Source organism: Mesonia oceanica, from assembly GCF_902499555.1.
Lineage (GTDB): Bacteria > Bacteroidota > Bacteroidia > Flavobacteriales > Flavobacteriaceae > Mesonia > Mesonia oceanica.
The window spans coordinates 239,774-260,604 of sequence record NZ_CABVMM010000003.1 but is presented as its reverse complement, the minus strand read 5'-3'; the positions used below and the strand labels follow the sequence as shown (position 1 = coordinate 260,604).

Sequence of the window (20,831 nt, the reverse complement as noted above, 5' to 3'; positions counted from 1 at the left end):
CTATTATGATTCCAACTCTTCAAACATAATTTTCACCCCTATTTTTTTTCCTTCACTTTCAAAATATGACAATTCATTATGATCATTAGTGGTTAACGCTCTTAATTTATCAAGTAATTCTTTAGCAGTTAATTTTTCCTCTAAATCTATCTTCCTTATTTTCTCTAAATCTCTTTTTATATGTGAAGAACCTTTTTCAACTTGTTTTGATCTATTGGGATCTAAACTTTTTAAGTCATCAAAAGCTTCAATAAACACTTCTTCTTCCAACTTCAAAACTTTTTGATAGAGTGAATTAGCCGTATCATTTTGAGCAACTTTTATTTCTTTTTGGTGTATAATATCGCCTTCGTCTAGCGCTTCCGACATAAAATGTAAAGTTGCCCCATATGGTTTTCCTTCAATTATTGCCCAGCTTGGAGTATGCCAGCCTTTATTATAGGGTAAAAAAGCAGGGTGTAAATTTAAAAAGCCAATGGATGGAATTGCAAGTACTTCTGAAGGAATTATATAAGGAAAATGAATACCAATTATATAATCTAAGTTTAAGTGTTTTAGTTTTTCAATATTTGCTTTCACCTTAAAGTCATTCCCTTTAAAAATATAATTTTCAGATAAATCGGAGATTTGCATTAAGGTTTCCGAATGACTTTCATTTTCCCCACTACTTACTAATAAAGCTGAAGGCTTATACCCCCTTTCAATTAAAAATTTTAAAATATTACAGCTGACCTGTCTATCTCCTGCAAATGCATATTTCATATCTTACTTTTTTAACTTTTCTACAAATTGTTTAGGAAATGCTACCGCTCCTTCCCAACGTTTAAAAATAAAGGAAGTAGTATAATTTTTATTCTTTTCCTCATGCTCCTTAAACTGATTCATCCAATCTTCTAAATGAAATAAATATTCACAGACCTCATCTTGCTCCCTTTCTTCACATACCAACAAATAATCTTCTAATAAGCCATATAGCTTTCTATTTGCTCTATATATCCGCAAAGCTTGAAAATAGAATTGCTGTTCTTGGTATGCTTTATAAGCTTTTTCAGAACGCCTTATAGCACGCTGTAATTTTTCCTTAATCATTATTGTTTCCTGTAAAATAAGTTGTAGTGACCTGTCCCTCGGAATTAATTCCTTCTGAAATAAACACTTTTTTTACTGTTTTAAAAAGTATTCTTATATCCAGCAAAAAACTAATATTTTCCACATACCATACATCATACTCAAATTTCTTTGGCCACGAAATTGCATTTCGTCCATTGACTTGTGCCCAACCCGTTATCCCGGGTCGCACAAAGTGCCTCTTTTTTTGTTCTTCACTATATAGCGGAAGATATTCCGGAAGTAAGGGTCTGGGACCAATTAAACTCATATCGCCTTTTACCACATTAATTAGTTGCGGAATTTCATCGAGGGAGGTTTTACGTACAAATTTCCCTATACGGGTTAAACGTTTGGCATCCGGCAGTAAATTTCCATGCTCATCTTTTTTATCGTTCATCGTTTTAAATTTGATGATGCTAAATATACGTTCATCTTTACCCGGACGACGTTGAAAAAAAAAGGGTTTGCCGTTATTAGCAATACTTAGACCTAGCCACACTATAATAAAAATGGGGCTTAGCAAAAGTAAACCTATAAATGCAGCTACAAAATCTCCTATGGGTTTTATATAGGTTTTATACATGATAACAAAAGTAAAAGATTTTGTGGTAATAAAAAGTTTAGTTTTCTAAAGAGGAAATGCCCTTTTCTTGAAGTAAAATTTGATACTCTTCTAATAAAGCTTGCCAAACTTCTTCCCGCTGATAGCGATTAACAATCATTTCTCTTGATGTTTGTTGAAGATGATTGTATAAATCATTATTAATTATTAAACGTTCCATTGCTTTTTGAAGTGCTACAACCTCTTTAGGAGGTATGATAAGTCCATTTTCACCATCTTTAATGATTTCATTACAGCCGTTAATATCTGTTACAATACTCGGCAAGCCCATAGCTCCTGCTTGCATCACTACATTAGGAAAACCTTCGCGATAACTTGGAAAAGCTAAGGCATTACTTATCGAAAAGTAAGGACGTACATCTTGCTGAAAACCGACCGAAATGATATTCGAGTTTTCTTCTATTTCTTTTAAAGTTGGATGCTTTAACGGATCTAGCGCGCTCTCAAATGGCCCAACAAGTAGTAATTTTAAATTTTTGAATTTTGATTTTAAATTTTTGAAGGCTTGTACTAATTCATTAATGCCTTTATCTCCGACCAAACGTCCTACAAAAATGAATACAAAGTCATCTGAATGTATGCTTAATTCATTTCTTAATTTCTTTTTGGTATTTTGATTGTATAGTTGCGGATTAAAGTGAGTTGTATCTATTCCGTTAGAACTTCCTTTTCCTATGATTTTTAACTTCTCAGGCTTGGTAAGCTTTTCCTTTTTAATAAAATCATACAAACCTTTACTATTGGGATATACTTTTGTAGCACAACTATAAGTCATTTTTTCTACCATGTCTAAAAGTTTTCTCTTTTTACCGGTAGCTTCCATTAAGGGTAAACCCGCAACGGTATGTAAACGTATAGGCACCTTCGCCAATTTGGCCGCTAACATCCCCACGATTCCTGCTTTTGGGGTATGCGTATGTACGATAGTGGGTTTTTCTTTTTTTAGGTATTTATAAAGTTTAAGTAAAGCCTTTGTATCAGAAATTGGGGTTATCTGGCGCGTCATTTCTACTGGAAAAACATTTAAATCATTTTGTTTTCCATATTTTTTTAACCTATCCGTATCAGAAGAAATCGCCGTAACCTCAAAATAATTTTGCATAAAGCCTAACTGACCCTCTAAGAGTTTTTCTAAGGAAAGTGGAACGGTGGTTATTCGAAGGAGTTTTGGTTTAGTCATTGCTCTATAAAACCTTTAACTTTACCTATATACGTTCTATAATCAAAAATACTTTTGTTCTTCTCAGTATAAAATTCAATATTAGTTTGTTCTTTTGTATCTAATTTAAAAACTTCATCCAAAATTTTAGTAATATCATCCGCATTAATACTATTTATAAGAAAACCGTTTTTACCATTTTCTATATACTCATCTATATTTGAGCTGCGATTCGTAATAACAGCGGTAGCTGCAGAAATAGCTTCTGTTAACTTAGTAGGAAAGCCTGCTTTTGTCGTTAAAGTGTCATCTCTGAAGAAAATAGAATAATGAGATTTTTTCAACATTGAAATTGCTTCTCTATGTGATATTCTACCTTTAAATATCAATACGCCCTTCATCTGATTGACTTTATTTGAAAATGAGGGATATGCAGTTAGAAAGTTTTCTTTGGTAATTCCTATAATATTAAATAAAAAAGATTTTCCAGATATATGAAACTGATATAAACTATCAATAATTAAATCAACCCTATCTTTGGCAGAGGCTACAGCTTCACCTTTCGTAATTAAAAAAGGTGAACCTGCATAAACAAATTTTATTGTATTTGAAGCTTTATGCTTTGCCCCTTCTAATATCCATTTATTATCTTCGATATCTACTAGAGGTGGTAGTAATAATGTGCTAACATTATTATTTAGGTAATAATTATGTAGATATCTGCTTATTGATATTACTCCTGTTACCTTCTTATTATAATATTCCATCCTAAGCTTGACATCTATCCTTTTTATTATGTTTTTAAAGTTTACCTTTTTTGTTACTTCATACCACTCTGTACAATCTGAAAAAGTTTTAATATTATTTTTATTTGCATAACTTATCAACCTTCCCATTGAAAAAGCAGGTAAATTGTAAAAAATAAAAGAATAAATATTGTGATACTTTTCTGTTATGTCTTTGTAAAATTCATATTCTGTTATATACTTTAACCAGTTTATTTTTGATTGTGGGTATTGAATGCTATAGCATTTAAATCCATAAAAACTATTTTCAACATATTTTGATTCTAATTCTTTATAAACTCCCACTAATATTACATTATAACCTATGTCTCGAAGAAGCTTTGCGTTCCCTACAACTCTTTGTGCAGCTGCATTTTTATCTGGTAATTCAAAACCTCCAATATAGATTATTGTTCCTTTACTCATCCCCTAATATTTACTCCAAACTACTCTATTGATATAATCAGTATATCCCAATATAATGCGGACAACTTTTTCTGAAACATTCGGCATGCTGTAATCCGATACTTCTCTAAAGTTTCTTTCTGCCTTAACTTCTTGACCCTGTACTTGTACTAATGCTTGTAAAACACGATCCGGTTGCAAGCCTACCATCATTACGGAAGCTTCTTCCATTGCCTCGGGACGTTCATGCGCTTCCCTGATATTTAAGGCTCTGAAGTTGAGTATGGAAGATTCTTCAGAAATGGTACCACTATCTGATAATACAGCAAAGGCATTTATTTGTAGAGCATTATAATCATGAAAACCTAAAGGTTTTAAAAACTTTACTAATGAATGTACCTTCACCTTTTTTTGTTCAATCATATTTCTTGTTCTAGGGTGCGTAGACACAATGATTGGGTATTGATATTTTTCTGCAATTGCATTTAAACTTTCAATTAACCCGTTAAAGTTTTTATCGGAATTGATATTTTCTTCCCGATGTGCCGATACCACAAAATATTCTCGTTGTTGCAAGGCTAACTTTTCAAGAACAGTCGATTGTTTAATCTCTGGTAAGTAATGTTGTAAAACTTCATACATGGGAGAACCGGTCTTTATAATACGATCGGCCGGTAAGCCTTCTCGTAACAAATATTCTCTTGCAATGCTGCTATATGTTAAGTTAATATCACTTACATGATCTACAATTTTCCTATTGGTCTCTTCGGGTACGCGTTGGTCAAAACAGCGATTCCCAGCTTCCATATGAAAGATTGGGATATGTCTTTTTTTAGCAGGTATCGCACATAGGCAAGAGTTAGTATCCCCTAGCACCAAAAAAGCTTCCGGCTTCACTTCTTCCAGTAAAGGGTCTACTTTTATCAAGATATTTCCCACCGTTTCTGTTGCAGTTTTACCCGCGGCTTCCAAGAAATAATCGGGTTTTCTTATCCCTAAATCCTCAAAAAAGACTTCGTTTAATTCATAATCATAGTTTTGCCCGGTATGGACTAAGATATGTTCTATCGCTTCAGATCGATCCAAAGCTGCCAATACTCGGGATAAGCGTATAATTTCAGGCCGTGTTCCCACCACCGTCATTACTTTTAATTTTTTCATGAGTTGTTAGTTATTAACTTGTAAAATAATCTTTGTCGAATCTATATTCGTCATTCACTTCTCCCAATTGATAATCTGACATAGCTAAAAGTTTGGCTCCTTCATCCAAAGCCTGAATACTGCTTATATACCCTGGAGGCACATACAATATATGGAGTCCCTCATCAGTTAACTCAAAGCTAAGCACTTTTGAATTGGGATTGGGCTCTTCCCAATTGTCAATTAGAATCAGCTTTATTTGAAATCGTCCTTCCAAGGCAGAAAACCATCTTGTTTCAATGCTATGACCTTGCCAGGCTCTTACAAAAGATGTATCTACATTTTCAATGGTGTATATGCGTTTGACTTGGGTTGTATCGAAATCGTTATTAAATTGAATTTCACCTCGCTCGTCTTTATGTTTTCCTCCGTTGATTAGTTTTGGTTGCATGTGTATCTTTGCTTTAGCTATACCTCTTCAAAATAAGTATCCGGTCGTTTCATATCGAAAATTTCATTGACCCACATCACGGTTACCATGTCAGTATCTCCCAGATTTTCGATGTTATGCGTATAGCCAACGGGAATATCAAGGACTTCCAATTTATCTCCCGAAACTATATATTCAATGACTTCTGAAGGTTCATCTACACGTCTAAAACGAATAGCTCCTTTTCCCGATACCACTAAAAATTTTTCATTTTTCGTATGGTGCCAATGATTCCCTTTAGTGATGCCCGGTTTTGAAATATTTACAGATATTTGTCCACGGTCGGGCGATTTTAAAAATTCTGTAAACGAACCTCTATCATCTACATTCATTTTTAAGGGATATGAAAATTGATCTTCCGGTAAATAACTTAGATAAGTTGAATATAGTTTTTTTGTAAATGCTTCTGATAAATTGGGAACCTGCAAGGTTGAACGACTTTCTTTGAATGATTCAATTAATGCCACGATTTTCCCTAATTTAATAGTGTGCGCAACCGCTACTTTGCTGTAATCGCCATGCTGATTTTCCTCGCCAATCAGCGCACTGATAAGTTCCTTTACCACATCATCAATGTACACGAGGCTCATGACCACATTAGGGTCATTCACTTGAATAGGAAACCCATGGGCGATGTTGTGACAAAAAGTAGCCACTGCACTGTTATAGTTGGGTTTACACCATTTACCAAATACATTGGGAAACCGATAGATCAATACCTTAGCCCCGGTTTCTTTACTGTAATTGATGAGCAATTCTTCCCCTGCTTTTTTTGATTTACCATACGGGTTTTCAAGCTCAGCTTGAATGGAGGAAGAAATCATTATCGGGCACGTGTTATGATATTTTTTTAGTAGTGAAAGTAGTTTACTCGTGAACCCATAATTCCCTTCCATAAATTCACTTTGCTCCTTGGGTCTGTTAACCCCGGCTAAATGAAACACAAAGTCTGCTTCTTTGCAGTAAACATCTAATAGTTCAGGATCGGTATTTCTATCAAACTTCAAAATACTTATTGCCGACGGTAAGTCTTTATACTTTACTTTTCCTTCTTTTATGTTATAAAGTTCTGCTGAGAGGTTTTTTCCAATAAAACCATTTGAACCTGTGATGAGTATTTTCATAATAGAATTGCGATTTAATTTTTTAATACGTTACCTATTTATTTCATGATTTCTTGAACAATAGGTAAACTTTTAAGGAGCTTTTTCATTCCCTCTACATCTTGCTGTTCAGTATTATGTGAATTATAATCTTCAATAGCAGAAATCGCTTCTTCTCCTTCCGAAAAATACTGGTCATAATTTAAATCTCGATTGTCAGCCGGTATTCTGTAAAAATCGCCCATGTCTTCTGCTTTAATCATTTCTTCACGGGTACAAAGGGTTTCGTAAAGCTTTTCACCATGACGAGTGCCTATTATTTTCGTGGCGTTATCGGCTCTGCATAATTCCTTTAAGGCTTGTGCCAAATCACCAATCGTACCTGCCGGTGCTTTATTTACAAATAAATCACCCGGATTTCCATGTTCAAAAGCAAAGAGTACCAATTCTACTGCATCATCTAAAGACATTAGAAAACGGGTCATCTTAGGGTCGGTAATCGTAATTTCTTTTCCTTCTTGAATTTGCTGAAGAAACAATGGTATCACCGAACCGCGTGAAGCCATCACATTTCCGTAGCGGGTTAAGCAAACTGTAGTTTCTTTTAAATTTCTTGAAGCAGCCACTGCTACTTTTTCCATCAAGGCTTTGGAGATCCCCATTGCATTGATTGGGTATGCAGCTTTATCGGTGCTTAAACAAATTACTTTTTTCACCTTATTAAATGCAGCGGCATCAATGACATTTTGTGTCCCCAGCACATTGGTTCGTGTGGCTTCCAAAGGAAAAAACTCACATGAAGGCACTTGCTTTAAAGCTGCCGCATGAAAAACATAATCAACTCCACGCATCGCCCGCTCTATACTATCATAATTGCGCACATCTCCAATATAAAACCGAAGCTTATCGTTGCTTAAAGCTTTACGCATATCGTCTTGTTTTTTTTCATCCCGCGAAAAAATACGGATTTCTGAAAAGTGATCTGTCTTTAAGAAACGTTTTAAAACTGCGTTTCCAAAAGAGCCTGTACCACCTGTGATGAGGAGAGTTTTATTATTGATTTTCATTATTTTTAATAATTATTCTTATTTAACTAGACTACTTTTCACCAAAAAAAAGATTAAGTGCAAGTAGTTCAATCTTATTTAAAGACTTTTTCCATCTATTATCATATTTCACTTTTTGACGTCCTTTGTATCTCATTGGATTTCCAGCTACTAAATGCTGCTGAGAAGGATCTATATAAAAACTTTCATTAACTTGTTTTTTGTATTCATTCTTCAACTCTAGTTTTTGTACAACTTTTCCTAAAAAATCAGATGGTTTACTTACAAAATAATCGTAATCTACCTCTAGGTAAGTAAGATCTTTAATATTCTTTTTGATAGCCCTAATTTTAAATCTATATTTCAGTTTAGTAAAAATCACATAAGGCAAAGCTAATATCTCTGAGCGCCCCATTTTTTTTAAACGACGCTTCATCGAGGAGGTTAATCCACGTGAATTTCTATTAATAAATATGACCATAACATCTTTCGGTCTGTATTTTTGTAACAGTAACATCCTTAGAAAACTTTTAGAGGAGTCAATGACAACAGATTTATCAGCAACTTTAGACATAGATTCATACAACAACCAGTTATTTTTAAGCCAATCTATAATTTTAGGCTCAATTTTCAACATATCTTCTAGGGACTTACCACGCATTAAACCTTTATAAACTTTCTTTTCATTATTCTTATTTTCTTTACTTATTTTAAATCCCCCTCTTTCTTTAAAGGAAAATTCACCAAAATAAGCAGTATCAAAGGAAGTTGGTTCTTCAGCTATATTTTTATTTGATTTATCTTTTACTTCATCAAAAACCTTTGACCAATAATCACAACTCCTGAAATCTTTTTTACAAGTACAAAGTGTTTGTGTTTCTACTTTTGTTTTCTTTTGATCTTTTGTTCTCTCTAATTGCCAATTCAAATACATTAGCTCTCCATTTGATATGAATTCGGGATGTGTACCTAAAATACAATCCATCAATGTGGATCCTGTATGCCCCTGAGCTATAATATATACTAGTTTCATATTTCTTACTTTTTGATTCGTTCTATAAACTTCAAATCCTCTCTCCAAAACACTTTAAAATGGAGCAACACCAAACTTACTAGACCAATTATCAAAAGAGAAGACTTCATCACTATACTAGCTTCTCCTGTATATTCTTTGTATAGAAATAAAATAGCTAATATGGCAAATTGAGTTGAAAAATATACAAAAGTCTTATTTGAAAAAGCTCTTATATTAAATTTCTTTGATATATACCATGCACTTAAAAAGTTATATACCATTAATGACAAAGCCGTCCCGACAGCAACTCCATAAAGACCAAAATAAGGTGTAAGAAAAAACATAGTCGCAATACTAAAGAGTAATGCAATTACGCTAAAAGCTGTTAAAGCCTTTGGTCTTCCCATCATCGTTATTATTTGAGAACTTGAGCCTGTAATTGCATTAACAAGTTGTCCTAAACACATAATTAGTAAAATACCATATACTATTTTAAATTCTTTCCCAAAAAAAGTTAATATCATTTGCCCAAAAGTAATAACTACTAAAATAAATACATAATTCCCTAAAGCTAAAAACCTTGTGGATAATCGATAGATGTTTTCTATTTCATTCAATTTATTTTTTCCAAATAATTCTGATATTAAAGGTGAAATCAGCATATTCAGACTAATTAAGAAAAATGAAGAAAAAGAAGCGATTTTTATAGCAACAGAATAAACACCCAAATCTGTTGAATTTAAAAAGTATTTTATGAATAAAGGGGCAAATTTGTCTTGAAAAACCAAAATAAATCCTGTCAGAACTACGGGGTAAAAGCTTCTAACCATTAAAAAATAGTATTTAAATGTTTTAAGATTTGCACCTGTAAAGGCTTTAATTTTAAATGCAACCACTACATAAAACAATGTAGTGAGTATAGCCCCTCCAAAATAAGCGATGATAATGACATTAGAATTAAAGGAAAAAAAATATAGTGTTAGTACTAATATTATCCTAAAGAGAGTCGTGATAAAAAGCCCTATTGAAAAGTACCCAAAATCTTTTAATCCTCTAAAAATTGATGAAAATAGTTGGTTAAGACCTTCAAAGATTATAATACTACTGAACCACCAAAAAACAGGCAGATTGTTAAGGTTATTTTCGAAAAACAGTAGAATTTTATTATCAAATAAAACAAATATGAGCCAAATAAGAAATCCCAAGACAACAGTACCTAATAAGGATGTTGTAATTAAGTTGGACATTCTTGACTTCAATTCATTCTTACTACCCCAAATTGGTAGATAATACATTAAGCCCTGTTTTCCTCCTAAAGTTACTAATGGTGTAAAAAGTGAAACTAAAGAATATAAAAAAACATAATTTCCCAACTTTTCGGCACCATAAAACTTTGCTACCAAAAATGTAAAAATAAAAGATAAAAAGTATTGAAGAATACGCGAACTAGTAATTAATCCTCCCTGTTTAATAAGACTCATTAATTAAACTTTAACCAATCTGTAAATTTTTGACCTGTTATTTTTTCGAGTTCAAAAATGTCTTCTTTATAATATCTATAAAGCCTTTGTTCATCTTGTAAACTCAGTGTCTCAGTCTGATCATTATTCACTTCTCTATTCCAATTTTTATACTTATAAAATAAACGAGTTAAAATTTTGCTATTTGAAATCATTTTATTGACCCTTAAAATTCGAATAATCATGGAAGCTTTTTTCATAAACTTATGCAGAACAACATATTTTATCTTACCAGATGGATTTGCATAATTGAGCTTAGAGGTAGTCTTTTCTTCAACCCCTATAAAGGCATATACTTTTTTCATTACGTCTTGTTGATTTTGAATGAAATCTTCAAACTTGACAATTAACATGTTATTGAGCGAAAAATACTCTAAATAATCACCTAATATTTCAGAATAATTCCCTAAAAAAAATAGTTTAACATTTTCCAGTCCTGCTGCTCTTTTTCTGTTAATTCTCCAAAATTAGCTGAAAGTTTATCTGTATAAGCTTTTGAAAAAGCTTTTTTATCAAAAACCAATTTTGAAACTAAAGAGCTAAAATCTTCTTCTTCACTTAAATTATTGAATTTCCTCATCTTATAGTGAGAAAACGCTCTTTTAGCAGGGTTTCTCAATATAAAAATTAGTTTAACTTCAGGCCCTAAAGTTTCATAAATTCTTTTGGCTGCTAACTTTGAATAAGTCATATAGTTTGTTGAGATATCTCCTGAGACCTTATTAGACTTGTTCTCTGAGAAATAATTTTTCTTATACCAATTATATCCTTTGCTATATCGGTCACCTTTTCCAAAGTATCCAATTTCTTTTCCAGAATATAAGTATATCCCCATATGAGTTTCAAGTATTGAAAAAAGCGTTGTAGTACCTGATTTGGCTGCTCCAGGACAAATAAAACTAGGAACAATATTTTGCTTCATTTCTTCCATATAGTTAAATTCATATTCAATAATTCTTCTAAACGAATAATATTTGGTAGATAGAACTTATAAATCCTATCCCTTTCTTCCTCACTGATTTCAATTTTTTTGCTATCGACAAATGGTGTTTCTAATGTTTTCTTGAATTTTTCATATTTATTAATTCCTACTAGATTTGCTATTTTCCGTTTATATTTCGCAGGTACAAGAAAAGTCGAATTTCTAATTTTTTTTGAAATTGAATTTTTATATGTCTTTCTTTTGTTACTTCTCTGATCTGGTTTATAATCAAATTTATCATCAATATTAAGAAAGTCAGTAATGTCCTTCACACCTTTGTTGATATCAATAATAAATTCTTCGAACAAAATAATTTTAATATTTTCTCGTGAAAAGTATTTAAAATATTCTTCTATAATATCCGCATAAAGGCCAGGATATATATAGCGGCTGTACCTATATCCTAGCGCATCATTTTTATCATTCTTAGCTTCTCCGTAAAGCGTATATTTAAGATGCTTATTAATGTACTCCCGATCATTATTATCAAAATCCTCATAATAATGCAGGGTTTGATCTAGTACCTCTTGAAGTGATTTATTTTCAAAAGTACGAGTTTTCATTAAAAAATGGGAAATTAAACGATCTACAGGATTACGGAGCATTAAAATAATTTTAGTGTCTGAACCTAGTATATTATAAATCCTTTCCGGTATTCGATCAGAAGACATATACTGAGGACAGATTTCTCCTTTAAGTTTATCGTTTTGATGAAAATATGTGTTTAAATAGAATTCTTTACCTTTTTTTAGTTGTTCTTCATTTACGAAAAAACGTGTTTCTTTAATATTTGTTAAATTCAATTCTGGATGAAATTTCAAAATATCATACAAACTACTCGTCCCTGCTTTTGAAGCTCCCGGGCAAACGAAAAAGCTAGTCTTATTTTTCATTTAATATACTTTTATATGCCATAAATAAATCTTTAGCATTATTCTCTTTATCGTGGCGTATTTGCGCTGCTTGTCTCGCATTATTTGATATTCTTAAAGCTAGTTGATCATTTTGAAATATTTCATTAATTTGACAACTTAATTCTACATAGTCATTATTAGAATATAATAAACCAGAATAGTTGTCTTCCACATAAGTAGGAATACCTCCCACATTGGAAGCAACACAAGGTAATCCCAAAATTTGAGCTTCAGCTAAACTATTAGGACTGTTTTCAATAGTAGATGGACATACAAAAACATGTGTTTTTTGTAATCTATCTATTAATTCTGATGCATTAAGCCAACCTGTAAACTCTATGTTTCTTTTCAAATCATATTTCTCTATAAGTCTGATAAGGTAGATATCATATTCAGTCCTCTTTAATTTTGGTATAAACTTACTATTAAAAAAATTTTTCCCAGCGACTATTAACTTTATTTCAGGATAGTCTTTTTTTAAAGTATGAATAGCCTCTAATAGGATATGTAATCCTTTTATTGGATAATGAGCCTGTGTTGTAAATAACTGATATCGATTAACATTCTTAATTTCCCATTGTTGGGTATAGAATTCTTCTCTCAAATTTCTTCCACAATAAAAGTAAGATGCATTTTCATTAATCCCCAAACAATGAAATTTATCCCAGCCTGTTCTACCTAAAAAATACTTTCCTTTCTTTAACAAAAACTCCTCATTTTCTCCTCTAATTTTATACTTCATTTGTCGTTTAACTAAACTATCATTTAAAAATAGCCCTCTAAAGGTATTAAACCTTATAACTTTATATACATCTATATCATTAAAAAATTTTCTCCAAATTTGAGAAACCAATCCTTGTAATGTAAAAACAATTTTTGTCTTATTTTTATTGTCAATTACTAAATTACCAATAAAAAATTCTACTCCTTGAACATCAATAATGTCTGGCTGAAATTTATCAATATAGCGATCTAACTTTTCTTTTAACTTGGCATTATAACTAAAAACTCCTCCTTTTGCTTTTATTTGAATATATTCTATATTGTTTTCTATAAGCTCGAAGGCTTTATAATTGCCAATAGATAAAACTTGAATTTTATTAACCTCTTTATTATTGTTTAAAGAATGAATCATAGAACCTATCCAACCTCCCGAAGATTTTAATTTTTGACTAGATGCAATGTTCTTAATGGGCATTGCTGTAATCCATAGTATTCTCATAGTTTAACTTTTTTTAGAGTTGCTACTGACACAAACAGTAAAATCCATACACAAAATTGCCAGATAGTACCCATATTTACAAATGAATGTTGAGTCATTCCATTTATAAAAATTATAACAAGAGGAAGATATATTATAAAATTTACTTTGTTTATTCTTACTATGTTTTTTTTATAAAAACTATAAAACACATAAAACATATTCAAAAACAACATTAAACCTATAAGACCAACAGCGGCCACTGTCTCTATAATTGAATTATGAGCAACTTGATCTAAATCATATTGCTCTTGTGTATTGTATGCTCCTTTACCTAACATCAAGGCAGTAGGATCTTTCAAAAAAGCATTTAAATAACTTAACCAGAGAGCACTTCTTCCACTAGAAACATCTCCTCCCTTTGGATTCAAGACCCTATCGATGGGAGCATTTATCAATTTTTCTATAAGTGTTGGAAAATAGTAATCACTTGCTATTATAAAAAAGAAAAAGAATATTGAGATTAAAATTCCATTTGCTAGGTATCTAAATTTAAATAGACTTAATAAATAACCTAGTAAAATGAATACAATTGATAACAAAAAAGATCTAGATTGTGTTAAAAGTCCGAAAAAAAACAAAAAAAGCATTATTATATATATATACTTCTTTTTCACCAAACTAGTTAGTCCTAGTATTAATAATAATGCAATAGAAAAAGAAAACTGAGATGAAAGTATATTTGCATTATTTATATCGCCTCCAGAATACCTTTCAGAAGTCCCTAAAACCACACCTCCTTCTAGAAATATACCTATTATTCCCGTAAAAACTACCCCCAACACAAAAAATAATATTGGTTTTATAATTGTTGCTTCATTAATTGATTTTGATACAAAGTAATTTAGTATATAAAAAAGAAGCACGATTTTTAATGCTAATAATAAGGTAGTTAATTCAAAATTAATTATTGAAACTAGTAGACAATAAAAAATCATGATAATACTCACAATTTTAAGTTGAATTGGATTTTTAAAACGAGTAAATAAAATTTTAAGAAAAATCATTATTAATATAATATTAATAATAGATATGCCCCCGCCTCCAATTGTTAACAATCTTTGATTGGGTATAAGAAAAGTAGTCACCAATAGACTTTCATAAGGTTTTAAAATAAAAGCAACAATCAGATATAATCCAAACCCTGAAATACTTATAATTAAATTTTGCTGCCCTAGAGCAAATAACAACTCTATTAAAGCCGCTAATATCAACACCTTAGCCCCTCCCTTCTCAATCATTAACAAATCATATTCTTTAAATATTCAAAATACTTCTCTTTCATACTTTTATTCGTTTCTTGAATGTTTTTACATCATTCCTAATTATTTCCCGTTTATTAACTGGCTTCCCCGTTCCTTTCTTAACTCTACCTCCTATTGACTATAACAATTGATTTTACTTAGAATACTTAGACTAAAAACAAAATTAACTCAATTAATGGTATGAGCGAAACGTACTTAACCATACATAGATATTTAGAAGAACATTAAAAAAAATAACTGTGATTACCTGTTGTATCTTTTATTTCCTTGCTTTATTTTTATTTTCACTCACTCTAATCTGCCTTCCAAGCTTGTTGACACAATTACAACTCTCATATATAGCCTAGTACAACCGGATACTTCCTGCGGTGTTAATTGTATTCTTTTTCAGTTATGATATGAAGGGAGTCTTGTTCATGGATTAGTTATCAAACTATTTTGTTATTCTATGATGTGTTTTTACTTAAACGTTTATTTAATCATCCTTTTCATTTTATACTGAAACCTAAAAACTTCCGATCACGAAACAAACCTATCCTTATTAAGCTTTTATAATCTGTAACTTCGTTTTAAGCTAAATTGCTGCAAAAATGATCAGTATATTATTCGGAAGTTTTAAAAATTATCTCGCTATTTATTTTACCCCTCATTATCAAACAATCATTCCTGCAGCAACGGTTTCATTGCTGCGCTCATCAATGAGAATCAAACTTCCTGTATTTCGATTTTCGCGATAGGCATCTATCATTAACCGACGAGAAGCACGCACCGTAACACGAGCAATATCATTCATTGCTAAATTCTCATCATCTCGAATACGGTCATAGGTATTGATATCTATTTTATAGACTACTTTTTTAATGATAGCTTTTTGTTCATTTGAAGTATGCATTAATGTGTACTTGGCACGTGGCTTGGCAGCTTCATTGTTCAGCCAACAAAGCATTACATCAAATTCTTGTTCAATTTCCGGTTGGTTATTGGTTTTCACCAACATATCCCCTCGACTTATATCAATATCATTCGTTAAGGTGATGGCTACCGACATTGGCGCAAAGGCTTCTTGAACCTCTTCTTCTCCGGCATTAATACTTTTAATGGTCGAGGTAAAACCGGATGGCAATACACTTACCTCATCGCCTACCCGGTAGATCCCGCTAGCAATTCGTCCGGCATAACCTCGGTAATCGATAAATCCTTCTTTTTGCGGCCGAAGAACAGTTTGTACCGCAAAGCGCCCGTCTACCTTATTGATATCACTACTAATATGCATTGTTTCCAACTCGTGCAATAAGGGAGCCCCCTGATACCAATCCATATTAGTAGAGCGGTTAACTACATTATCGCCTAATAAGGCACTTATAGGAATAAACCGTACATCTTTAATTAAAAGTTTAGAAGCAAATTCTTCAAACTGACTCATAATATCTTCATAAACCTCCTCTTTAAAATCGACTAAGTCCATTTTATTGATACACACAATAATATGTGGAATCTGCAATAAAGAAGCGATAAAGGTATGCCGCTTGGTTTGTTCGATCACTCCATTTCGGGCATCTATTAAAATAATAGCTGCATTGGCGGTTGAAGCCCCGGTTACCATATTCCGCGTATATTGAATATGCCCTGGCGTATCGGCAATAATAAATTTTCGCTTGGGCGTAGTAAAATAGCGATAGGCTACGTCAATTGTTATTCCTTGCTCACGTTCATCTTTTAAGCCATCGGTAAATAAGGCTAAATCTACCCCTTCTTGGCCTTTTTTCTTGGTGGTATTCGTCACCGATTCTAATTGATCTTCAAAAATTGATTTTGAGTCATATAACAAACGTCCAATTAGTGTACTCTTCCCATCATCTACACTTCCTGCTGTTGTAAATCGTAATAATTGATTTTTATTTATTTCCATCGTAATCTCTTTATAAATTAACTATGAGCTTTAAAATTGAGTTCAACTTTAGGAATATATTTAGAAATAACCTTCTCGTTTTCGATCTTCCATAGCCGTTTCAGAGCGTTTATCATCACTTCGGTTACCGCGTTCTGTTTGTCGCATAGCTGACACTTCTAAAGCTATTTTTTCTAAAGTATCGGCATCACTTTCTATCCCTCCGGTAATGGTGATATCTCCTAGGGTTCTAAAACGGATTTTTTTTGTTAGAATTTCTTCATGATCTTCTAATTGGAGGTATTCGGAATTCGGAATCCAAGAGCCGTTGCGCCAAACCACTTCCCGTTCGTGCGCAAAATACAAGGAAGGGATTTGAATATTTTCCTTTTTTATATAATTCCACACATCCATTTCAGTCCAATTACTAATGGGAAAAGCTCTAAAATGCTCCCCCTCAAAATGTTTTCCGTTAAGTAAGTTCCATAATTCCGGACGTTGATTTTTAGGATCCCATTGCCCAAAATCATCGCGGTGAGAGAAGAAACGTTCTTTAGCACGCGCCTTTTCTTCATCCCTTCGACCTCCCCCAATAGCACAATCAACTTTATTAGACTCAATAGCATCTAATAAAGTGGTAATCTGCAAAGCATTACGGGTTGCGTTTTTTCCTTTTTCTTCTTGTACGCGTCCTTGATCGATCGACTCTTGAACCGAACCCACGATAAGCCGCGCTCCTAAGTTTTCAATTAAACCATCACGAAACTGAATGGTTTCTGGAAAATTATGTCCGGTATCTACATGCATTAACGCAAAAGGTATTCGAGCTGGATAAAATGCCTTTTTTGCCAAATGAGTTACCAGAATGGAGTCCTTTCCTCCCGAAAATAAAATAACCGGATTTTGAAATTGCGCATATACCTCTCGTAAAATATAGATCGCTTCCGATTCTAATTCATCAAGGTAACTTAAATAGTATTTATTCATAATGATAGCATTATCTAGATTATCTATATTTTTAGTTAAAAAAAGAGAATTTTATGATTTTAACAATAACCAATTTGATTCACCAACTTCTCTAATCCTTCTTCTAAACTCATTCGTTCCGTATCAATCACCATATCGGCTTTTTTTGGCTCTTCATACGGTGCAGATATACCTGTGAAATTTGATATTTCTCCAGAACGTGCTTTTTTATATAGCCCTTTTACATCTCTTTTTTCACACGTTTCTACACTTGCTTTTATATATACTTCTACAAAATGATCAGCGCCTACTATTTCTTTTATGCTTGACCGATCTTTAATCAAAGGAGAAACAAAAGCAGCAATGGTTAATATCCCTGCATCAACGAAGAGTTTTCCTATTTCAGCTATGCGCCGTAAATTTTCTGCTCTACCTTCGGGAGTAAAATCTAAATCTCGATTGACTCCTCTTCTGATGTTATCCCCATCCAATACATACGTATGTAAACCCTGATCGTGCCAATATTTTTCTAAAGCATTGGCCAAGGTTGATTTACCGGATCCCGATAAACCTGTAAACCATATTAATTTTCCCGGGTGCTGATGAAGCCCTTCACGTTCTTTTTGCGTAACTTGAAAATCTTGCTTAAAAATATTCTCACTCATACCCTTTTTTATTCGCTGTTCTTAAGCCATAGGTAGATTTATACCAAACACGTTCGTGCAAATAGTATAAAAGCATTTTACTAAACACCTCCGCTAAACCTATTTGAAGACCTGCAATAGGATTACCTGTTATAAGCCAAGCTAAAGTCATCGTGTCCAGCGTACCTACCAATCGCCATGTTAGGGTTTTGACCAAATGACGCTTACGACTTTCTAATAATTTTCCTTCTTTGGATAAATTTACATTAAACCATACCCGTTCATGAACATAATACAATACCATTTTAGTAATAACTTCTACCGCACCTATACTTAAGCCCATCAGGGGATCGCCGGTAATAAGCCAAGAAAGCAAAATGGTATCTATTGTACCAACTATTCTCCAGGTTATAGTCTTTGCAATATGCCGTTTTTTTTCAACTAACTTAGTTCCCAATTTCTTATGCTTTCAGATACACGTTCCTTATTTTGCCATGGAAACTAGCCACCCGCATCCGAAAATCGAATTCAGTCGCTTTTAATCCTTCTTTTTCATTTATATTTATGAAATGTTCCTTCGGCAGCCATGTTGAATAAATATTTACCAAGGCCGGCATGACTTTTTGATCCACCCCTCTTTGTCTCCCATGTACTAACAAGCAATGAGGTTTTCTCAACTCTTTTAGGCGAAAATTTTTATTTACCATAGTGCTTTCCCTATAACCTTCAGCGATACAAACTATGTTTTTCATAGGCATATGCATTCTTTTTTAAGGCTTAATTCTAAGCGATTTAAAATATGGCGCAAGCTAAGAAATTTTGTCAACTTATACTTTGTACAAAGTAAGGAAGTTTCTCATTCACTTCTATATTACTTTACCCTCGCTTTAGTATTATTTAAGTATTTGTAATCTCCGAAGTGTATTTTTCATTACTAAAAAACACACTCCTTTCGCCATGTGGGCTGGATGCTTTAAAAAATTCACACTCATATTTTCGAATTTAAAAATTCCTAATCCTTTTAAAAGTATAGATAATTATCGGATTCAGTTTAAGCTTCAGCTTACTCCTTTTTTGAATTCAGCCATTCTTATAATTTGGCGTCTATCTTTTGCTTCAAAAAGCTTTTTACATCATATACCACCGCTTTTGGGCCTTTTAGCTTTTCTAAATCAAGCTTGAGGAATTGGTGATGCGACACGGCTAAAACAATGGCTTCATAATTATTTATCGGATCTATTTCCTTATACGAGGTGATGTTATACTCGTGTTTTACCTCTTCAGGATTTGCCCAAGGGTCATATACATCTACTTGAGTTTCATATTCTTCGAGATTGCGTACTACGTCGATGACTTTGGTATTTCGAACATCGGGGCAATTCTCTTTAAACGTAATCCCTAATACCAAGATCTTACTTCCTTTTACCTTGACATCGTTTTTAAGCATCAGCTTAATGATTTCACCGGCTATATATTGCCCCATAGAATCGTTCATCCGCCGACCAGCAAGGATGATCTCGGGATGATAGCCTATTTCCTGTGCTTTCTGCGCTAAATAGTAAGGATCCACCCCAATACAATGCCCCCCAACCAAGCCCGGTCTAAATGGGAGAAAATTCCACTTAGTCCCTGCTGCTTCCAATACTGCCAAGGTATCGATATCCATTTTATTGAAAATTTTGGCGAGTTCATTTACGAAAGCTATATTAATGTCACGCTGTGAATTTTCAATAACTTTTGCCGCTTCCGCTACTTTAATCGTCGGGGCTAAATGTGTTCCGGCCGTAATGATAGAAGCATAAAGCTCATCCACTTGTTTACCGATTTCCGGGGTGCTACCGGAAGTTACTTTTAAAATTTTTTCTACCGTATGTTCTTTATCTCCCGGATTAATCCGCTCCGGTGAATAACCGACATAAAAATCTTCATTAAATGTTAAGCCTGAAGTTCGCTCTAACACAGGCACACATTCTTCTTCTGTAGCGCCGGGATAGACAGTACTTTCATAAACCACCACATCTCCTTTTTTTAAGACTTTCCCTACAGTTTCACTTGCCTTTACCAAAGGCGTCAGCACTGGGCGATTATTTTTATCTACCGGTGTAGGAACAGTAATAATATAATAATTACAGTGTTGAATATCTTCTAGACGAGAAGAACAATATAAACCTTTCTCCACTATACCCGAAACGATATTGGTTATCGGATTCTCTTTGACCAAGACCGATTGCAAAATCTCATCTTCTACTTCTAAGGTATTATCATGACCGGCTTGTAACTTTTGCACCCGCTTCACGTTTATATCGAAACCCACCACGGGATACTTAGTGGCAAAAAGTCGGGCTAAAGGAAGACCTACATAACCGAGGCCTATAACTGCAATTTTTGGATTCATCTTCTTTATTTTAAAGCTCCAAATTTACATTTTTTACATAGAAGTTCAGTAGGTTTTTATACGTTGTCTTTTTTTTTAACAAGAAACTGATTAATGAAACTATGTTAATTGACTCCTTTTA

At 33.0% G+C, this 20,831-nt stretch carries 22 protein-coding genes; all 22 read right to left on the bottom strand.

The genetic code is table 11. The features are described 5' to 3' along the window. Window positions 1-3: 3 nt before the first annotated feature. The 22 genes from FVB9532_RS04930 to FVB9532_RS04825 all read right to left on the bottom strand — a co-directional run bounded on the left by FVB9532_RS04930 (window position 4) and on the right by FVB9532_RS04825 (window position 20,710). On the bottom strand, window positions 4-762 hold the full coding sequence (locus tag FVB9532_RS04930; protein ID WP_150544096.1) for a formyltransferase family protein: 759 nt from the start codon (window positions 760-762) through the stop codon (window positions 4-6). Window positions 763-765: 3 nt separating this feature from the next. Beyond that, window positions 766-1,089 (bottom strand): hypothetical protein, encoded by a 324-nt coding sequence (locus FVB9532_RS04925; protein ID WP_150544095.1) that lies wholly within the window; start codon window positions 1,087-1,089, stop codon window positions 766-768. After that, window positions 1,082-1,693: a sugar transferase gene (locus FVB9532_RS04920; protein WP_150544094.1), complete on the bottom strand. Its 612-nt coding sequence runs from the start codon at window positions 1,691-1,693 to the stop codon at window positions 1,082-1,084. The genes FVB9532_RS04925 and FVB9532_RS04920 overlap by 8 nt, the downstream gene beginning before the upstream one ends. A gap of 37 nt (window positions 1,694-1,730) precedes the next feature. Further along, a complete protein-coding gene (locus FVB9532_RS04915) occupies window positions 1,731-2,912 on the bottom strand; it encodes a glycosyltransferase family 4 protein (RefSeq protein WP_150544093.1) in 1,182 nt (393 codons plus the stop codon). Continuing rightward, window positions 2,909-4,102, bottom strand: coding sequence for a glycosyltransferase (locus tag FVB9532_RS04910; RefSeq protein WP_150544092.1), 1,194 nt, complete (start codon window positions 4,100-4,102; stop codon window positions 2,909-2,911). The genes FVB9532_RS04915 and FVB9532_RS04910 overlap by 4 nt, the downstream gene beginning before the upstream one ends. A 3-nt stretch (window positions 4,103-4,105) precedes the next feature. Continuing rightward, window positions 4,106-5,242 carry a non-hydrolyzing UDP-N-acetylglucosamine 2-epimerase gene (gene wecB / locus FVB9532_RS04905; RefSeq protein ID WP_150544091.1) on the bottom strand — a complete coding sequence of 379 codons (1,137 nt, stop codon included), beginning with the start codon at window positions 5,240-5,242 and terminating at the stop codon, window positions 4,106-4,108. A gap of 13 nt (window positions 5,243-5,255) precedes the next feature. Further along, window positions 5,256-5,672, bottom strand: coding sequence for a WxcM-like domain-containing protein (locus tag FVB9532_RS04900; protein WP_150544090.1), 417 nt, complete (start codon window positions 5,670-5,672; stop codon window positions 5,256-5,258). 17 nt (window positions 5,673-5,689) lie between these two features. Beyond that, complete coding sequence (locus FVB9532_RS04895; RefSeq protein ID WP_150544089.1) at window positions 5,690-6,835, bottom strand: capsular polysaccharide biosynthesis protein CapF; 1,146 nt, start codon at window positions 6,833-6,835, stop codon at window positions 5,690-5,692. A gap of 38 nt (window positions 6,836-6,873) precedes the next feature. Continuing rightward, complete coding sequence (locus FVB9532_RS04890; RefSeq protein WP_150544088.1) at window positions 6,874-7,881, bottom strand: polysaccharide biosynthesis protein; 1,008 nt, start codon at window positions 7,879-7,881, stop codon at window positions 6,874-6,876. 31 nt (window positions 7,882-7,912) lie between these two features. Further along, window positions 7,913-8,893: a sulfotransferase gene (locus FVB9532_RS04885; protein ID WP_150544087.1), complete on the bottom strand. Its 981-nt coding sequence runs from the start codon at window positions 8,891-8,893 to the stop codon at window positions 7,913-7,915. 5 nt (window positions 8,894-8,898) lie between these two features. Then, complete coding sequence (locus FVB9532_RS04880; protein WP_150544086.1) at window positions 8,899-10,356, bottom strand: oligosaccharide flippase family protein; 1,458 nt, start codon at window positions 10,354-10,356, stop codon at window positions 8,899-8,901. After that, window positions 10,356-10,700 carry a hypothetical protein gene (locus tag FVB9532_RS19860; protein WP_262714384.1) on the bottom strand — a complete coding sequence of 115 codons (345 nt, stop codon included), beginning with the start codon at window positions 10,698-10,700 and terminating at the stop codon, window positions 10,356-10,358. The genes FVB9532_RS04880 and FVB9532_RS19860 overlap by 1 nt, the downstream gene beginning before the upstream one ends. Before the next feature lie 101 nt (window positions 10,701-10,801). Then, on the bottom strand, window positions 10,802-11,326 hold the full coding sequence (locus tag FVB9532_RS19855) for a sulfotransferase domain-containing protein (protein ID WP_150544084.1): 525 nt from the start codon (window positions 11,324-11,326) through the stop codon (window positions 10,802-10,804). Beyond that, complete coding sequence (locus tag FVB9532_RS04865; protein WP_150544083.1) at window positions 11,314-12,270, bottom strand: sulfotransferase domain-containing protein; 957 nt, start codon at window positions 12,268-12,270, stop codon at window positions 11,314-11,316. Before FVB9532_RS04865 ends, FVB9532_RS19855 begins: the two co-directional genes overlap by 13 nt. Continuing rightward, complete coding sequence (locus FVB9532_RS04860) at window positions 12,260-13,513, bottom strand: glycosyltransferase family 4 protein (protein ID WP_150544082.1); 1,254 nt, start codon at window positions 13,511-13,513, stop codon at window positions 12,260-12,262. Before FVB9532_RS04860 ends, FVB9532_RS04865 begins: the two co-directional genes overlap by 11 nt. Further along, window positions 13,510-14,793 (bottom strand): O-antigen ligase family protein, encoded by a 1,284-nt coding sequence (locus FVB9532_RS04855; RefSeq protein WP_150544081.1) that lies wholly within the window; start codon window positions 14,791-14,793, stop codon window positions 13,510-13,512. Before FVB9532_RS04855 ends, FVB9532_RS04860 begins: the two co-directional genes overlap by 4 nt. A gap of 676 nt (window positions 14,794-15,469) precedes the next feature. Continuing rightward, a complete protein-coding gene (locus tag FVB9532_RS04850; RefSeq protein WP_150544080.1) occupies window positions 15,470-16,726 on the bottom strand; it encodes a sulfate adenylyltransferase subunit CysN in 1,257 nt (418 codons plus the stop codon). 60 nt (window positions 16,727-16,786) lie between these two features. After that, window positions 16,787-17,692: a sulfate adenylyltransferase subunit CysD gene (gene cysD, locus FVB9532_RS04845; protein WP_150544079.1), complete on the bottom strand. Its 906-nt coding sequence runs from the start codon at window positions 17,690-17,692 to the stop codon at window positions 16,787-16,789. Between the two features lie 59 nt (window positions 17,693-17,751). After that, on the bottom strand, window positions 17,752-18,336 hold the full coding sequence (gene cysC, locus FVB9532_RS04840; RefSeq protein WP_150544078.1) for an adenylyl-sulfate kinase: 585 nt from the start codon (window positions 18,334-18,336) through the stop codon (window positions 17,752-17,754). Further along, complete coding sequence (locus FVB9532_RS04835; protein WP_150544077.1) at window positions 18,329-18,772, bottom strand: DUF2061 domain-containing protein; 444 nt, start codon at window positions 18,770-18,772, stop codon at window positions 18,329-18,331. Before FVB9532_RS04835 ends, cysC begins: the two co-directional genes overlap by 8 nt. 4 nt (window positions 18,773-18,776) lie before the next feature. Further along, window positions 18,777-19,067 (bottom strand): hypothetical protein, encoded by a 291-nt coding sequence (locus tag FVB9532_RS04830; RefSeq protein WP_150544076.1) that lies wholly within the window; start codon window positions 19,065-19,067, stop codon window positions 18,777-18,779. 338 nt (window positions 19,068-19,405) lie between these two features. Beyond that, window positions 19,406-20,710 carry a nucleotide sugar dehydrogenase gene (locus FVB9532_RS04825; protein ID WP_150544075.1) on the bottom strand — a complete coding sequence of 435 codons (1,305 nt, stop codon included), beginning with the start codon at window positions 20,708-20,710 and terminating at the stop codon, window positions 19,406-19,408. Window positions 20,711-20,831: the final 121 nt, after the last annotated feature.

Bases quoted from the DNA above. Each gene is read 5' to 3' on its own strand.
- FVB9532_RS04930 (WP_150544096.1), bottom strand. From the start codon at position 762: ATGAAATATGCATTTGCAGGAGATAGACAGGTCAGCTGTAATATTTTA.
- FVB9532_RS04925 (WP_150544095.1), bottom strand. From the start codon at position 1,089: ATGATTAAGGAAAAATTACAGCGTGCTATAAGGCGTTCTGAAAAAGCT.
- FVB9532_RS04920 (WP_150544094.1), bottom strand. From the start codon at position 1,693: ATGTATAAAACCTATATAAAACCCATAGGAGATTTTGTAGCTGCATTT.
- FVB9532_RS04915 (WP_150544093.1), bottom strand. From the start codon at position 2,912: ATGACTAAACCAAAACTCCTTCGAATAACCACCGTTCCACTTTCCTTA.
- FVB9532_RS04910 (WP_150544092.1), bottom strand. From the start codon at position 4,102: ATGAGTAAAGGAACAATAATCTATATTGGAGGTTTTGAATTACCAGAT.
- wecB (WP_150544091.1), bottom strand. From the start codon at position 5,242: ATGAAAAAATTAAAAGTAATGACGGTGGTGGGAACACGGCCTGAAATT.
- FVB9532_RS04900 (WP_150544090.1), bottom strand. From the start codon at position 5,672: ATGCAACCAAAACTAATCAACGGAGGAAAACATAAAGACGAGCGAGGT.
- FVB9532_RS04895 (WP_150544089.1), bottom strand. From the start codon at position 6,835: ATGAAAATACTCATCACAGGTTCAAATGGTTTTATTGGAAAAAACCTC.
- FVB9532_RS04890 (WP_150544088.1), bottom strand. From the start codon at position 7,881: ATGAAAATCAATAATAAAACTCTCCTCATCACAGGTGGTACAGGCTCT.
- FVB9532_RS04885 (WP_150544087.1), bottom strand. From the start codon at position 8,893: ATGAAACTAGTATATATTATAGCTCAGGGGCATACAGGATCCACATTG.
- FVB9532_RS04880 (WP_150544086.1), bottom strand. From the start codon at position 10,356: ATGAGTCTTATTAAACAGGGAGGATTAATTACTAGTTCGCGTATTCTT.
- FVB9532_RS19860 (WP_262714384.1), bottom strand. From the start codon at position 10,700: ATGAAAAAAGTATATGCCTTTATAGGGGTTGAAGAAAAGACTACCTCT.
- FVB9532_RS19855 (WP_150544084.1), bottom strand. From the start codon at position 11,326: ATGGAAGAAATGAAGCAAAATATTGTTCCTAGTTTTATTTGTCCTGGA.
- FVB9532_RS04865 (WP_150544083.1), bottom strand. From the start codon at position 12,270: ATGAAAAATAAGACTAGCTTTTTCGTTTGCCCGGGAGCTTCAAAAGCA.
- FVB9532_RS04860 (WP_150544082.1), bottom strand. From the start codon at position 13,513: ATGAGAATACTATGGATTACAGCAATGCCCATTAAGAACATTGCATCT.
- FVB9532_RS04855 (WP_150544081.1), bottom strand. From the start codon at position 14,793: ATGATTGAGAAGGGAGGGGCTAAGGTGTTGATATTAGCGGCTTTAATA.
- FVB9532_RS04850 (WP_150544080.1), bottom strand. From the start codon at position 16,726: ATGGAAATAAATAAAAATCAATTATTACGATTTACAACAGCAGGAAGT.
- cysD (WP_150544079.1), bottom strand. From the start codon at position 17,692: ATGAATAAATACTATTTAAGTTACCTTGATGAATTAGAATCGGAAGCG.
- cysC (WP_150544078.1), bottom strand. From the start codon at position 18,336: ATGAGTGAGAATATTTTTAAGCAAGATTTTCAAGTTACGCAAAAAGAA.
- FVB9532_RS04830 (WP_150544076.1), bottom strand. From the start codon at position 19,067: ATGAAAAACATAGTTTGTATCGCTGAAGGTTATAGGGAAAGCACTATG.
- FVB9532_RS04825 (WP_150544075.1), bottom strand. From the start codon at position 20,710: ATGAATCCAAAAATTGCAGTTATAGGCCTCGGTTATGTAGGTCTTCCT.